A 14,816-nucleotide genomic window follows, 5' to 3' on the forward strand; every position below is an offset into this window, starting at 1 on the left:
TAAATGTGGCCGTTATCTTCATGAACACGCCTTGCACCACCGCCACCGCCACCGCGGGCGATGTTAAGGTTACAGTGACTTTTTTATGCGTTACTTTGGCTACTGTCGACAAAGGCTACCGTTGCGATGACCGCTCCATGCTCGTTCCTACCGCTGTATCTTGGCTTGCCCATGTGGGCCAATCAGGATTGGCAGGGTGGCCTCTACCCACGCCAGGCCAAAACCGACCTGCTGAGCGACTACGCGGCAGTGTTTTCCAGCGTCGAGGGCAATACGACGTTTTACAGCGGTGCGCCCAAATCCGACACCATCGCTGCTTGGGCCCGCCAAGCCCCAGCGCACTTTCGCTTCTGCTTCAAACTGCCGGCGAGCGTGACGCATGACCAGCGCCTCGGCAGTTTAGCGTCTGCCTGGGAGTTTATAGAGGCACTGACGCCCCTGCACGACCGGCTAGGCCCTACCATGGTGCAGCTACCCAGAGACTTTGGCCCTGCCGAACTCCCCAAACTGGAAGCCCTGCTCGCCCAGTGGCCAGCGCACTTGCCCTGTGCGGTAGAGGTTCGCCACCCTGTTTTTTTCCACAAAGGTGACGCAGAGAGGGCCTTGAACCGCCTGTTGATAACTTATTCGGTCAACCGAGTCATGCTGGATGTGCGCCCGGTCTTCTCTACGCCGCATGAAGGACACGCTGGGCTGGCCCACGCCCAGCAGGAAAAGCCGAAACTCCCGTTACACGTGCTTTCCACGGCAGAGCAACCGATTATTCGCTTCATTGGCCATATTGACAAAGCCATCAATACTCGCTACTTCGAGCCGTGGGTAGACCGCCTCGCCCTGTGGATAAGTCAGGGGAAAAGCCCTTTCTTATTTGTGCATACAGCCGATAACCGTGAGTCTCCTGAGATGGCTCGACACCTGTACCACGCCCTCCAACGGCGCATTTCACTACCGGCTCTCGAGCCTTTTGCTGACGAAAAGCAGAGCCAGCTATTCTAAGGCCTCTTTTTAGACGAGCTGACTGGCAAGCCCCCCTATGATCGGATAAATTGCGCGTTCTTTCGGAAAAGTACGCTGGCAATTTCTCTATTTCCGAAAATCGGCGCAGCAAGCCGATAACGACTCATTACAATTGAACGTATAACACAGGTGATTTATGGCAAAACTTGCACATGCACAGTGGTCATCGCGTATGACCTTTGTGCTGGCCGCAGCGGGCTCAGCGGTTGGCTTAGGAAATATTTGGAAGTTCCCGTACATGGTGGGCGAAAGCGGCGGGGCTGCTTTCGTATTTGTTTATCTGCTTTGTATTGGGCTCATTGGCTTGCCCATTCTTGTTTCTGAGTGGCTTATCGGGCGGCGCGGCCAGAAGAATCCAGCAAGCACGATGTCTGAGCTGGCACGCCAAGCCAATAAATCCAGTATGTGGGCCGTGGTGGGTATTAGCGGCATTGTGGGGGCGTTTTTAATCCTGTCGTTCTATAGCGTGATCGGCGGCTGGTCGCTCTACTACACCCTTAACTCAGTAAGCGGCACCTTCAGCGGCCAAGACGCCGACGGCATCGGGGCGCTGTTTAACGGTATGCTCAGCAACCCCGGGCTACTCCTGCTTGGCCACTCTGCCTTTATGCTGTTGGTGATTGGTATTGTTGCCCGTGGTGTAACAAAAGGGCTGGAAGGCGCTGTACGCATCTTGATGCCGGTACTCGCGTTACTGCTGGTCGTGCTGATCGGTTATGGCATGTCGACCGGCCATTTCGGTGAAGCGCTGGCATATATGTTCAACCCGGACTGGAGCAAGCTAAGCGCAGAGACAGTCCTGGCCGCGTTAGGGCACGCCTTTTTCACCCTGTCGCTGGGTATGGGCATCATGATGGCGTATGGCTCTTACCTGGGCAAAGAGATCAACCTACTCCAAACCGCCCGCACAGTGATCATTATGGATACGGTGATCGCTCTCGGCGCAGGTCTTGCGATCTTCCCCATCGTGTTTGCGAACAACCTTGACCTAGCCTCAGGCCCTGGGCTGATCTTTGTTACGCTGCCCTTAGCATTTGGCAATATGGACGGTGGCTCTCTGCTGGGTTTGATGTTCTTCCTGCTACTCACTTTCGCAGCGCTGACCTCGGCCATTTCGCTGCTTGAGCCCGTGGTTGAGTTTATTGAAGAGCGCACGCCGCTGTCTCGCGTGATGGCGACCGTTGTTGCCGGGGTGGGCGCTTGGGCGCTGGGTATTGCCGCTCTGCTCTCCTTCAACGTGTGGAGCGAGCCGCTCATGTTCGGTATGGGCGTGTTCGACCTACTGGATACGCTGACCAGCAAAATCATGCTGCCGCTTACCGGCTTGGGTGCGATTCTCTTCGCTGCGTGGTGCTTAGAGCGCAAGAGTGTCGAGGCTGAGCTTGGGCTGTCAGCCACTGGCGTAAGCGTATGGAACATCATCGCGCGCTATGTAGCGCCCGCAGGCGTCATCGCTGTCTTCGTCACAGGCTTACTCTAAGCCGTCACGGCCCCGCTAGCTGGCGGGGCTGTCTATCGCACGCTGTTGTTAGTGCAATTCGCTCTCTTGCGGTTCGTCATCGTCCGGCAAGGGAGCGATATCCCGCGACAATTTCTGAAACTCCCGATGCAGCTCAATCCCTCTGCGTGCCCTTAGGCTACGCTGGGCGGCGCTGCGCCGACGTTGGGCATGCTCATCGACCTCCATACTCATGAATATGTCGAGCAATTCGCTTTTTACCGAGGTCATTCGTTCGACGTTTCTCATGATCGACGCTCCTCCAGGTGAAGTTGCCTACGTCCACCTGCATCCGTGACGACTGATTTTTAAATGATGCAGTGCGGCACGTCACTTCTTACTATAACCTACTTGACAAAATGATGACGAATCTTGAAGAAAGGGGGTTAACGCCCTTTAAACGGCAGCCATTACGGGTGATTACCGCTGCCCTCTTCGCGTCACTCAGGCATACTGTGGCCACCTAGGCTGCATAAGCACGATCAAGAATTTAAGGAGCTGAACGTGAGCCGCGCCCTGTTCGATGAAATGAGACGCCGCATGGAGCATTTCCGTCGCTCCGAACAAAAGGTAGCGCGGTTCGTGCTGCGTAACCCCGATGAAGTGATCCATATGCGGATCGTGGACCTTGCCACCGAGGCGAAGGTGAGCGAGCCTACCGTGGTGCGCTTCTGCCGCGCCCTTGGCTGCAACGGTTTCCAGGACTTCAAGCTTCAGCTCGCCCAGATGCTGGCCAGCGGTAGTCAGTTCGCCCAGTTCTCGATGAACGATAGCGACTCGGTGGCGGAGTTCTCTCACAGCATTTTTGACTCCACCGTCGGCACACTGCTGTCGGTACGCGATCGGCTCGACAATGAAGCCTTGGGGCGAGCAGTGAATGCACTGGCCATGGCCAACCGGGTGGAGTTTTACGGCTTTGGTGCCTCTGGTGCCGTGGCGTTCGATGCCCAGCACAAGTTCTTCCGCCTGCAGATCTCGACCTCCGCCTACGCCGACCCTCACATGCAGAACATGTCGGCAGTGACACTGCAAGAGGGCGATGTGGTAGTGGCGATTTCACAAACCGGGCGCACCAAGGCGCTGGTGGCCAGCGTGCGCTTGGCCCGCGAAGCGGGCGCTACGGTGATTGGCCTGTGCCCCAGCGAGTCGCCGCTGGCCCATGAAGTGAGCCTACCGCTGTTTATCGATGTGCATGAAGATACCGAGATTTACACGCCGCTCAGCTCGCGCATCGCGCACTTGGTGCTGATCGACGTGCTGGCCGTTGGTGTCGCGAAAACCCGCGGCCCCAAACTCGCCGAGCAGCTTAAAGCGGTGAAAAAGAGCCTGACCACGCTGCGTTACCCAGACGACCACTAACGGCGGGCTAACGCGACGCACGCTGTATACCCAGCCAGTGGGCGGGCTGTGCTAAACTGGCCGCCCATTTTTCGAACCGGCAGCGGCTTATATGGACGACGTCACGGCGATACTCGATCAGCTCAACCCCGCCCAGCGAGAGGCCGTCAGTGCCCCCCAGGGCAACCTACTGGTACTGGCGGGCGCGGGCTCCGGTAAAACCCGCGTGCTGGTTCACCGCATTGCCTGGCTGATGCAGGCCGAGGGGCTGTCTCCTTATGCGCTGCTGGCGGTCACGTTTACCAACAAAGCGGCACGGGAAATGCGCACGCGCTTAGAAGCGCTGCTGGGTATTTCCATGCGCCACGTGTGGGTCGGCACCTTCCACTCCATTGCCCACCGGCTGCTACGCACCCACTGGCAAGACGCCCGCTTGCCCCAACACTTTCAAATCATTGACTCCGACGACCAGCTCCGGCTGATCAAACGGCTGCTCAAAGATTACTCGATCGATGACGAGCGCTTCCCGCCCCGCCAGGTGCAGGGGTTCATTTCTGGTTGCAAGGAAGAGGGCCTGCGACCCCATCAAGTGAACGTCAATGGCGATGCGTACCTCGCCCAGATGGTCGAGCTCTACGAGCGCTACCAGTTCACCTGCGAGCGAGGCGGGCTGGTGGATTTCGGTGAGCTGCTGCTGCGCAGCCTGGAGCTTCTGCGCGACAACCCGCCGCTGCTGAACCACTATCGCGAGCGCTTTGGCCATGTGCTGGTAGACGAGTTTCAGGATACCAACACCCTTCAGTACGCCTGGCTGAAACTGCTCACCGGCCAGCAAACGCCGATGACCGCCGTGGGCGATGATGACCAGTCCATTTACGGCTGGCGGGGTGCCAAAGTGGAGAATATTCGCCGCTTTGAAGAGGAGTTTACCGATACCCATACGGTGCGTCTGGAACAGAACTACCGCTCTACCAGCGCAATCTTGGAAGCCGCTAACACGCTGATTAGCCATAACAGCGAACGGCTGGGTAAAAACCTCTGGACCGATGGTATCAAGGGCGAGCCGATCTCGGTGTATGCCGGGTTCAACGACCTGGAAGAAGCCCGCTACATCGTCGACACCATCAAAGAGAAAATCGAGGAGGGCTTCAACCGTCGTGATGTCGCCATCCTATACCGCTCCAACGCCCAGTCGCGACTGCTGGAAGAGACGCTGATTCGCCAAGGGATGCCCTACCGCATCTACGGCGGCCACCGCTTTTATGAGCGACTGGAGATCAAAAACGCCCTGGCCTACCTTCGCCTGCTGCTCAACCGGGACGACGACGCCTCCCTGGAGCGCGTCATCAACGTGCCCACCCGAGGCATTGGCACCCGCACGGTGGAAATCGTCCGCCACCGCGCACGGGAACAGGGCGTTTCGCTCTGGCAGGCGCTCCACGACGCGATTCAGGATGGCACCTTAAGAGGCCGGGCGGGCAACGCCGTGCAGGCCTTCGCCAACCTAATCGAGCAGCTCGATAACGACGCCGCCGGGCTGCCTCTGCATGAGATCATCGACCATGTCACCGCGCACACCGGGTTGATCGAGCACCATAAAAGCGAGCGTGGCGAGAAAGGCCAGGCGCGGGTCGAAAACTTGGAAGAGCTGGTCACCGCTGCCCGCGCCTTCACCCATGGCGACGCCTTTGAAACCCCGGAAGCGGGCGAGGGCATGGCCGCGCTGGAAGCCTTCCTTTCGGAAGCCGCCCTCAACGCAGGCGACCATGAAGCCGAGGAGTTCGAGGACAGCGTGCAGCTGATGACGCTGCACTCAGCGAAAGGGCTAGAGTTTCCCGTGGTGTTTATCGCCGGTGTGGAGGAGGGGCTGTTCCCGCATAAGATGTCGGTGGAGGAGCCGGGGCGGCTCGAGGAGGAGCGCAGGCTTTGCTATGTAGGCGTTACCCGCGCCATGCAGAAGCTCTACCTGACCCACGCAGAAACCCGCCGCCTGCACGGCAAAGAGGTGTTTCCACGCCCTTCGCGCTTTCTGCGCGAACTGCCGCCCCACCTGCTGGAAGAAGTGCGCCTAAGGGGCCATATCTCCCGCCCGGTAACCGCATCGCGGCAAAGCTTCGCCCAAACCAGTATCGAGAGCGACGGCGAGCCACCTGCGCTGCATGTCGGCCAGCGGGTCGAGCACCCGGTATTTGGTGAGGGGATTATTCTCAACACCGAGGGCGAAGGTGCCCGTGCTCGCGTGCAGGTAAGCTTCGACGGTAACGGCGTGAAGTGGCTCATGCTCGGGTTTGCCAAGCTTACGCCGCTTTAAAACCTATCGCCGTTTTAAAGCCTAAAAAGGGCAAGGGAAGACAGACACTTGCCCTATAAAAGCGGCTTAGCGCATACTGGCGGGCGGACACTGCGCTCACTGCGCTTATAAAAAAACAGCCTATAATTTCGGAGTCATGCCCGCCATGCAACGCCGCCAATTTTTGAAAACCGCCGGTCTGGGTGCCGCCGGTGTCGCTGCCGCCCCCTTTGTTTCTACCGCCAGCGCTAACGAAACCTACACCTGGGATATGGTCACCTCCTGGCCGAAGAATTTCCCCGCCCTGGGTACCGGTGCTAACGACTTTGCTCGTCGTGTGGAACAGCTCTCTAACGGCCGCATGCGCATTCGCGTTCACGGTGCAGGCGAGCTGGTACCGGCACTGGAAGTCTTTGATGCCGTCGCCGCTGGCACGGCTGAAATGGGTCACTCCGCGTCTTACTACTGGCGCGGTAAAGTCGCGGCTTCCCAGTTCTTCACCGCCGTGCCATTTGGCATGACCACCACTGAAATGAACGCCTGGCTGTACCACGGCGGTGGTCAAGAACTGTGGGATGAGATCTACGCCAACCACAACCTGAAGCCGTTTGCCGTGGGTAACACCGGCACACAGATGGCGGGCTGGTTCAAAAAAGAGATCAACTCCCTCGACGATATGCAGGGCCTGAAGCTGCGCCTGCCGGGTCTCGCCGGTGAAGCCATGAACGGCATCGGTGTGAGCACCGTGAACATGGCCGGTTCAGAAATCTTCACCTCGCTACAAACCGGTGCGCTAGACGCCGCTGACTGGGTGGGTCCGTATAACGACCTGGCCTTTGGCCTGCACCAAGTGGCAGACTACTACTACACGTCAGTGTGGAACGAGCCCTCTGCCGTCCTTGAAGGCACTATCAACCTGGATGCGTGGAATGCGCTGCCGGAAGACCTGCAGGACGTGATCCGCGAAGCGGCACGCGCTTCTAACCTAGCGATGATCAGCGAGCTTGCCTACCGCAACGCCCAGGCCCTGGAAACGCTGGTGGAAGAGCACGGTGTGCAGCTGCGCACCTTCCCGGAAGACGTGATGGCCGCGCTGTACGAGTCGTCTAAAGAGGCCATTCAGCGTCAGGTAGATAGCGACGAAGAGTCTCGCCGCGTTTACGAATCCTACTCGGCATTCCAGAAAGTGGTGCGCCCGTTTAGCGATGCGGGTGAGTACGCTTACCTGAAGAGCCGCGACAACGTAGGTGCATAACCTGTTCTCGGCTAATGACACTCGGCTAATGACAAAAGGGCGCCTCGGCGCCCTTTTTGCTGCTTTGTAGATAGAACAAGTGACAGAGAGCTTAGCCGTGTACGGCGCGAATACGCCCATTGTCGTCCAGCGCCACCATCACAAAGCGTGCTTCGGTGACTTTCTGGCGCTCTTCAATATGGCGGCCGTGGGGCGGGCGCACCCATACCTCTACATCAATTTTGATGGAGCTGTGGCCAATGTCTTGCACTTGAGTATACACGCTCACCATAGAGCCCACTCGCACAGGGCTGAGGAAATCCATCGCTTCAATGGCCACTGTGGCAGTACGCCCACCAGCTTCGCGCCCGGCGGCCAATTCCGCCGCTTGATCCATTTGATTGACTAGCCAGCCGCCAGGAATATCGCCATAGAGATTGGTATCTTGTCGAGAAGCCAGTAACTTTAAGGTGAGCTGCCCTTTTGGGGCGGGTACATCGTCCAAGTCGGTGTCCAGCGGTGTCATAAGGTGGTCGCTTTGTAAGGTTATTGTTGTGATGTTACTCGGTGATACGGATGAGTGTCGTGTTGCTGCATCGCAACAGGCTGGCGATAGTTAATCATAAGAGGGGTGACGTTTGAAGGGCAATGGTTTGAAGCGCTATCGCTTGAGGTTTAACCAACACTACCGCCTCTGGTTGGCAGGCGGGCTGCTATTTTTTTGCGCCTGCGCTTGGGGGCAACCAAGCCCTGTTGGGGGCACTTTAGGGGCGGTTGGCTCCGACACCATGGCGGGGCTAATGCTACGCTGGGGGGAAGCGTTACATCACCGCTACCCTGATATTACGCTGCAGTTTCAAGCAGGCGGTTCCGCCAGCGCACCGACTGCCTTGGTAGCGGGCACAACGCGCTTTGGGCCGATGTCGCGCCCGATAACCGAGCGCGAGCGCCAGCAGTTTATCGAACGTTACGGCTACCCCCCTCACGAGCTGAGCGTCGCTCGGGATGCCCTGTTGCTGGTGGTTCACCGTCATAACCCACTGGCATCGCTAACCCGCAAGCAGGCCGATGCCATCTTTTCCACATCGCTGGACTGCGGAGGACCCCAACCCATTCGCCGCTGGGAAGACCTGCTGCCCGCAGATCAGTGGCCCTATGGAAAAATTGCCCTGCACGGCCGAAATTTAGCCTCGGGCACCCATAGGCTATTTCAGGAACAGGCGCTATGTAACGGCCAGTTTCGCCGCGATATTAGCGAACACCCCGGCTCTTCAGCGGTGATTGCCGCCGTAGGCGAATCTCCCAACGCCATGGGTTATGCGGGCTATAACCACTTAAATCCCATGGTACGCGCGCTACCGCTGATCAACGATAAAGGCACTGCCATTACCCCCAGCGTGGCGACAATTCAGGACGATACCTATCCGCTCTCGCGGGATCTCTACCTTTACGTTAACCTGCCGCCCGGTGAGAGACTGCCGCCCGCCGAGCAGGCGTTTCTTGAACTGATTTTCTCGGATGAAGGGCAACAAATTGTACAAGCCGCTGGCTTTGTGCCTCTGCCTCAGACCCAGCGCTCACCTCTACTGCTTGGCGACTAAACTGTCACTTAACTGTCATAAACATGACGTAGGGTATAAAGCTTCGGCTATGTACGTACTTTTTGCTACGGCACTCGTTTCTTTATGATGTCGACATGACTCCTCCACGGCTTCCTTTTTTGCGTCAGCCGCTGCGCCTTATCCACGACCGTATTGCGACCGGGCTAATCACCGCCGGTGGTATTGGTGTTCTGTTGGCTATCCTCGCCATTGGCGTGTTCCTTATTTGGGAAACACTGCCGCTGCTGGCGTTTGGTGACGCGTTTTCGCTCAGCACCTTATCACCGCTTGCCTGGGGTACTCTTAAAGCAGCCCTCGCCGCGATGCTGTTTGCCACGCCTATTGCGCTGGGTGCGGCCATGTATTCGGCGCTGTTTATGTCGACACGACTGCGCAGCCGGGTAAAACCTATTCTTGAGCTGATGGAAGCCATCCCCGGCGTGGTGGTGGGCTTTGTTGCTGGGCTACTGCTAGCGCCGTGGGTAGAGCGTCACTTAGCCAGCACTTTGCTAGTGATCGTTTGGCTACCGCTTAGCGCCGCATTGGCAGGCGGGCTCTGGTATCTCGCCAACGCCCGCCTGCGCCAGTGGCTGCCGCTCTCTTGGGCAGGCGTCTGGCTGATGCCGTGGCTGGTCATCATGGTCACGCTGGCCTTATGGCTAGCTCCGCTGATGGAGCAAGCGTGGTTCGGCGGCGATCTTCGCCGCCTGCTCGACCAACAGTACGGGCTGGACTACGCCACTCGCAACGCGCTAATTGTGGGGATTGCCATGGGGTTTGCGGTGATTCCCAGCATCTACTCGCTGGCAGAAGACGCCCTTGCCGATGTGCCCGCAAGTTTAATGGAGGGTGCCCAAGCACTGGGGGCCAGCCGCTGGCAAGCGCTGTGGAAGGTGGCGCTCCCCACAGCAGGGCCAGGGGTCTTTTCAGCGGTAATGATTGGAGCCGGGCGCGCTGTGGGCGAAACCATGATTGTATTAATGGCCAGCGGCAATACCGCGCTCTTTAGCGCCAGCCCCTTTGAAGGGCTACGCTCGCTTTCTGCGTCTATTGCGATTGAGCTGCCGGAAGCTTCTCCCGGAGGCCTTACGTACCATCTACTCATTTTTGCCGCGCTATCCTTGTTTATCTTCACCTTTTTAGTCAATACGTTAGCGGAAGTGGTGCGTCAACGTCTGCGGCGGCGCTATCAGCGTTTAGGAGGTAAACTCTAATGCGCTGGTCATTTCGTCCATCTCGTATCAGCGCTATGGGTAGTCTGCTGTGGCCCTGGTTGTGCGCCGCCAGCGTTGCCTTGTCGCTGCTGATGCTCGCCACGCTGCTCACCCTGCTCGCCACGCGCGGACTTGGCCACTTTTGGCCCGCCACGCTGGAAGAGGCCACCCTTCACTCAGGAGAAACGGTCATCGGCCAGCCGGTGCGAGAAACCCCTCTGCCTAACACAGCGGGCATAGAGCGGCTCTACTTTACCGGCAACCGAGATATCGACGGCGCAAGCTGGCGCTGGGTGGCCCTGGACGATATCGACACCGTCGCCGTGCCCGACGACCTCATCCGGTTAGAGCGCTCCCCCTGGGGCGACTTTATTGGTCGCCTGGAGGCCGTAGAGATCGAAGGCCAGCGTTTTGAGGATGACGCCGCCTGGGCGTTTGTCGCTCGATCCCTGTCACTGCCCGACAGCCAGCGCCCTAACGCACAACTCAAACTGACCGCTGCCAATGGGCACACCATTACCCAGCCGCTGTCGGGTGTCACGCTTCTTCAAGCGCCCAACGCCATGTCCTGGGGGCAGAAAGTCGTCGTCTGGAGTGAGCGCATTTGGCAATTCCTCAGCGAAGGTCCGCGTGCAGCCAATACCGGTGGCGGCGTTTGGCCCGCTATTTTCGGGACGGTACTGATGGTGATCCTGATGTCGGTCATCGTGACACCGTTTGGCGTGCTGGCCGCCATTTATCTGAATGAAATCGCGCACCAGAACCGCCTAACCCGCCTAGTGCGCATCGGCGTGCGCAATCTCGCAGGGGTACCCTCAATTGTTTATGGGGTGTTTGGCCTTGGGGTCTTCGTTTACGGTATCGGTGGCTCCATCGACAGCTGGTTTTTTGAGGATGCGCTGCCCTCGCCCACCTTTGGAACCGGCGGCCTCCTCTGGGCATCGTTGACTCTGGCGCTGCTAACGCTGCCGGTCGTCATCGTAGCCACCGAAGAGGGGCTAGCGCGTATTCCCGACGCCCAGCGGGAAGGTGCAGTGGCGCTGGGTGCCACTCGTTTGGAGATGCTGACCCGCGTGGTACTGCCCATGGCCACCCCCGCGATGCTCACCGGTGTGATTTTGGCGGTAGCTCGAGCCGCAGGGGAAGTCGCCCCGCTGATGCTGGTGGGCGTGGCGAAACTGGCCCCGCAAATGCCCGTCGATGGCGAATTTCCCTATCTGCATCTAGAGCGCAAGTTTATGCACCTCGGCTATCATTTATTTGATACCGCTTTTCACGGTGAAGATGTCCAAGCCGCTATCCCACTGGTGTTTGCCACCGCTCTGCTGTTAGTGCTGATTGTGCTGGTGCTTAATCTAACTGCCATATTTCTGCGTCATTATTTAAGGCGTCAACGAGGGAACGAATGCTAGCGTTATCGTCCGCCAACCCAACTCAAACACCGGTCACTCGATTTTCAGCCGAGACCTGCTGTTTGAGCATCAACCAGTTTCACCTCGCTTATGCGGGGAAAACGGCGTTGCGCGACCTAACGCTTGACGTACCTCGCCATCGAGTCACCGCGTTCATCGGCCCGTCGGGCTGTGGCAAATCTACTTTGCTGCGTGCGATTAATCGGCTGCATGACCTGAATGAGTCGGTGACGCACCATGGGCAAATCCAGTTAGAAGGTCAGGACATCCACGCCCCGCAGATGAACGTTACCGAGCTGCGACGCCGTGTGGGCATGGTGTTTCAAACGCCCAACCCGTTTCCGATGTCGATCTATGAAAACGTGGCGTTTGGGCTGCGCCTGCAGGGGCGCCTGCCTAAGCGCAAACGCGACGATATTATCGAGTGGGCGCTCACCTCAGCCGCCCTGTGGGATGAGGTGAAAGATCGCCTGCACCGTTCCGCGTGGCAGTTATCCGGTGGGCAGCAGCAGCGCTTAGTGATTGCCCGCACGCTGGCCGTACAGCCCGATGTATTGCTATTGGATGAGCCTGCCTCGGCGCTCGACCCTATTTCTACGCTTAAAATTGAAGAGCTAATTCGTAACCTGAAATCCCAGCTCACGCTGGTACTGGTTACCCACAATATGCAGCAAGCCGCACGGGTATCCGACTACACGGCTTTTTTGCAGCAAGGTGAACTCGTTGAATACGGGCCAACGGATCAAGTGTTCACCAACCCGCGTTTACAACGCACTGAAAACTACATTACCGGCCGCATGACCTAGGCCCAACCGACGTTACGTCAGGAGTGCTCAATGGATATTACGAGCGATAGCCACAGCCAGCATATCTCTCGCCAGTTCAACCAGGAGCTGGAAGAGCTGAAAACCCACCTGATGGCCATGGGCGGTCTGGTGGAAAAACAGGTACAAGACGCCGTTCACGCCCTGTTGGAAGGCGACAGCCGTCTGGCCGAAAAAGTGCGTGACAACGACCGCCAAGTGAACGACCTGCAACTGCAGATTGATGATGAGTGTACTCGCGTCCTGGCCCGTCGCCAGCCGGCTGCCTCGGACCTTCGTCTGGTGCTGGCCGTTATTCGTGCCACCTCAGACCTTGAGCGGATTGGCGATGAGGCGAGCAAAATTGCCCGCAACGCCCTACTGCTGAGTGAAAACAGCGGCGGCATTCGTGGCCTGGTCGAAGTGCGTCACATCAGTGAACACGTGCGTAAAATGCTGCGCGATGCACTGACGGCTTTTGCCCGCTTCGATACCGAACTTGCCATGCAGGTTGTGCGTGAAGATGAGTCGGTGGATGACGAATACGGCAGCGCCATGCGCTCTCTAATGACCTTTATGATGGAAGACTCCCGCTCTATTAGCTCCGTCCTCAGCATCATGTGGGTACTGCGGGCACTAGAGCGTGTGGGCGACCACGCCAATAACCTGGCAGAGTACGTGGTCTACCTGGTGAAGGGCCTGGATATTCGCCACAGCGACCCCGACACCTTAGAGCAGAAGGTGCTTAAAAAGTCTTGACCTAGCAGGTAATTCCTCCTGCAATACGCCCAGATGACACATCTGGGCGTTTTTATTTAAGGAGCAAGCATGGTGGATGCAATAACGGCGCTGAGCCAAGGCACACGTTTGGTGTACCAAAAAGGGCTGCGGCGCTACATTTTTCTGCCGATCCTGGTCAACCTCATCGTGTATGCCAGCATGCTAAGCTTGGTGCTCAACCGCTTTGATAGCTGGCTCGACAGTGCCATGACCATGGTCCCCAGCTGGTTGGAGTGGCTCTCTTGGCTTATCTGGCCGCTCTTCTTCGTTAGCCTCTTGGTGGTGATCTTTTTTACCTTCACCCTGGTGACACATCTGATTGCCGCGCCGTTTTACGGCTTTTTAGCCGCTAAAGTCGAGCGTCAAGCCACAGGACGGGAACCGTTGGATGATCGCGGGCTAGCTAAAACGGCCATCGATGCACTGGGTCGCGAACTGGTCAAGCTCGGCTATATTCTGCCGCGCATGGCGGCGCTGTTTATTCTCAGCTGGATACCAGGCCTCAATCTGTTGGCACCGATCTTGTGGGCACTGTTTTCCGCCTGGGTGATGGCCATCACTTACCTTGATTACCCGATGGATAACAACAAGGTCACGTTTCGCGATATGCGCAGCCGTCTCTCGCACCGCTGGTGGCCAAGCCTCACCTACGGCGGGCTGATCATGCTGGTCACCTGGATCCCGCTTGCCAATCTGTTTTTAATTCCTGGCGCCGTAGCGGGGGCGGTGCTGATGTGGGATGGTCACTACCGTGACACCCAAGATGTTGTCGCACGTCGTTAGAACACGCAGCCATACGCAAAAAACCCCGTCGGAGCGGGGTTTTTTGTGGAATTAATATCAACGCTTACCAACGAAGATCATCACCTTCATCACGGTTCAGCTCGCTAGCATCATAGCCAGCTTTACTGGTAGCCACGCTGTTGGAATCGCTGACGCTGCTTGAAGTGGAGTAGTCCAGCGTATCGCCTTCATTACGGGTCAAGTCACTAGCAGAGTACTGAGCCGGGCCTGACGTATTGTGCGAGTTAGGCTGCATCACATCGTGTCCTGCAGAGCGGTCTTTGTTGAGTTCAATGGATGTTTGGGCAAATGCCATCGGACTTGCTACCAAACCAAAAGCAACACCTAACACTGCAGCTTTTTTAGCTAACTCTTTGTCTTTGAAAAACATAAATTACTACTCCTTTAACATTGAGCCAGTCGACGTAGAGTGGAAACCAATTAAGCGACTACGACTAATGGCTAACTTTACATCTCGCCAATGCATACATGATGCCAAAAACACTAAATTAATTAAATATCTTTTAAAAACATAAATTTATTTTTTTCAATTTCGCGCAATATAAAGCCGCAAAATCATTATCCATGCAAAAATATTGTGTAATAATGACACATGCGTCGGATAAGTGGCGCAAATTGACTCACTTGCCTCGCTGCCCAACCGCTTCATTATCCCCGCCAAGAGGGCAGCCATGCCATTCGCTGGGGTTTATGTGTTAGGATCGAGTAGGAGGGGGAGTCGCCTCCCCCGTCCTCTCACACCACCGGGCAAACGGATCCGTACCACGGCGGTTCCTGTCCCCCATTATCGGGCTGAGCTTCGTTCCGCTGAATTCGCTCGCCTGT

14 protein-coding genes are annotated in these 14,816 nt (G+C 57.3%); 11 read left to right on the forward strand and 3 right to left on the reverse strand.

The features are described 5' to 3' along the window. The first annotated feature begins 126 nt into the window (after nucleotides 1–126). Nucleotides 127–996: a DUF72 domain-containing protein gene (locus L1249_RS09370; RefSeq protein ID WP_172416687.1), complete on the forward strand. Its 870-nt coding sequence runs from the start codon at nucleotides 127–129 to the stop codon at nucleotides 994–996. 157 nt (nucleotides 997–1,153) lie between these two features. Further along, nucleotides 1,154–2,497: a sodium-dependent transporter gene (locus tag L1249_RS09375; RefSeq protein ID WP_074211268.1), complete on the forward strand. Its 1,344-nt coding sequence runs from the start codon at nucleotides 1,154–1,156 to the stop codon at nucleotides 2,495–2,497. A gap of 48 nt (nucleotides 2,498–2,545) precedes the next feature. On the opposite strand, the gene L1249_RS09380 is transcribed toward L1249_RS09375, so the two are convergent. Next, a complete protein-coding gene (locus tag L1249_RS09380; RefSeq protein WP_062374507.1) occupies nucleotides 2,546–2,764 on the reverse strand; it encodes a PA3496 family putative envelope integrity protein in 219 nt (72 codons plus the stop codon). A gap of 255 nt (nucleotides 2,765–3,019) precedes the next feature. Here L1249_RS09380 and hexR point away from each other — a divergent pair, with 255 nt between their 5' ends. The 3 genes from hexR (at nucleotide 3,020) to L1249_RS09395 (ending at nucleotide 7,398) form a co-directional block, all read left to right on the forward strand. Next, nucleotides 3,020–3,874, forward strand: a complete 855-nt coding sequence (gene hexR / locus L1249_RS09385) for a transcriptional regulator HexR (protein ID WP_044629315.1) — start codon at nucleotides 3,020–3,022, stop codon at nucleotides 3,872–3,874. Between the two features lie 91 nt (nucleotides 3,875–3,965). Beyond that, nucleotides 3,966–6,164, forward strand: a complete 2,199-nt coding sequence (uvrD, locus tag L1249_RS09390; protein WP_228168927.1) for a DNA helicase II — start codon at nucleotides 3,966–3,968, stop codon at nucleotides 6,162–6,164. Between the two features lie 145 nt (nucleotides 6,165–6,309). Further along, complete coding sequence (locus tag L1249_RS09395) at nucleotides 6,310–7,398, forward strand: TRAP transporter substrate-binding protein (RefSeq protein WP_074211266.1); 1,089 nt, start codon at nucleotides 6,310–6,312, stop codon at nucleotides 7,396–7,398. A gap of 91 nt (nucleotides 7,399–7,489) precedes the next feature. Here the strand turns inward: L1249_RS09395 and L1249_RS09400 are convergent, their stop codons facing one another. Beyond that, entirely contained in the window at nucleotides 7,490–7,903 is a 414-nt protein-coding gene (locus tag L1249_RS09400; protein ID WP_058577681.1) for an acyl-CoA thioesterase, read from the reverse strand. Between the two features lie 142 nt (nucleotides 7,904–8,045). Here L1249_RS09400 and L1249_RS09405 point away from each other — a divergent pair, with 142 nt between their 5' ends. From L1249_RS09405 to cysZ, 6 genes are all read left to right on the forward strand, one after another. Then, nucleotides 8,046–8,978, forward strand: coding sequence for a PstS family phosphate ABC transporter substrate-binding protein (locus tag L1249_RS09405; RefSeq protein WP_371827825.1), 933 nt, complete (start codon nucleotides 8,046–8,048; stop codon nucleotides 8,976–8,978). Between the two features lie 95 nt (nucleotides 8,979–9,073). After that, on the forward strand, nucleotides 9,074–10,192 hold the full coding sequence (locus L1249_RS09410; protein WP_228168926.1) for an ABC transporter permease subunit: 1,119 nt from the start codon (nucleotides 9,074–9,076) through the stop codon (nucleotides 10,190–10,192). Further along, nucleotides 10,192–11,604, forward strand: a complete 1,413-nt coding sequence (gene pstA / locus L1249_RS09415; RefSeq protein WP_228168925.1) for a phosphate ABC transporter permease PstA — start codon at nucleotides 10,192–10,194, stop codon at nucleotides 11,602–11,604. The genes L1249_RS09410 and pstA overlap by 1 nt, the downstream gene beginning before the upstream one ends. After that, entirely contained in the window at nucleotides 11,598–12,410 is an 813-nt protein-coding gene (gene pstB, locus L1249_RS09420; RefSeq protein ID WP_228168924.1) for a phosphate ABC transporter ATP-binding protein PstB, read from the forward strand. The genes pstA and pstB overlap by 7 nt, the downstream gene beginning before the upstream one ends. A gap of 30 nt (nucleotides 12,411–12,440) precedes the next feature. Then, nucleotides 12,441–13,166: a phosphate signaling complex protein PhoU gene (phoU, locus tag L1249_RS09425; RefSeq protein WP_044629308.1), complete on the forward strand. Its 726-nt coding sequence runs from the start codon at nucleotides 12,441–12,443 to the stop codon at nucleotides 13,164–13,166. A gap of 69 nt (nucleotides 13,167–13,235) precedes the next feature. Next, nucleotides 13,236–13,970, forward strand: coding sequence for a sulfate transporter CysZ (cysZ, locus tag L1249_RS09430; protein WP_044629307.1), 735 nt, complete (start codon nucleotides 13,236–13,238; stop codon nucleotides 13,968–13,970). Between the two features lie 64 nt (nucleotides 13,971–14,034). On the opposite strand, the gene L1249_RS09435 is transcribed toward cysZ, so the two are convergent. Further along, nucleotides 14,035–14,361, reverse strand: a complete 327-nt coding sequence (locus L1249_RS09435; RefSeq protein WP_044629306.1) for a hypothetical protein — start codon at nucleotides 14,359–14,361, stop codon at nucleotides 14,035–14,037. Between the last annotated feature and the right edge of the window lie 455 nt (nucleotides 14,362–14,816).

The sequence above is a fragment of the Halomonas sp. Cn5-12 genome (assembly GCF_021532545.1).
Taxonomy (GTDB): domain Bacteria; phylum Pseudomonadota; class Gammaproteobacteria; order Pseudomonadales; family Halomonadaceae; genus Vreelandella; species Vreelandella aquamarina.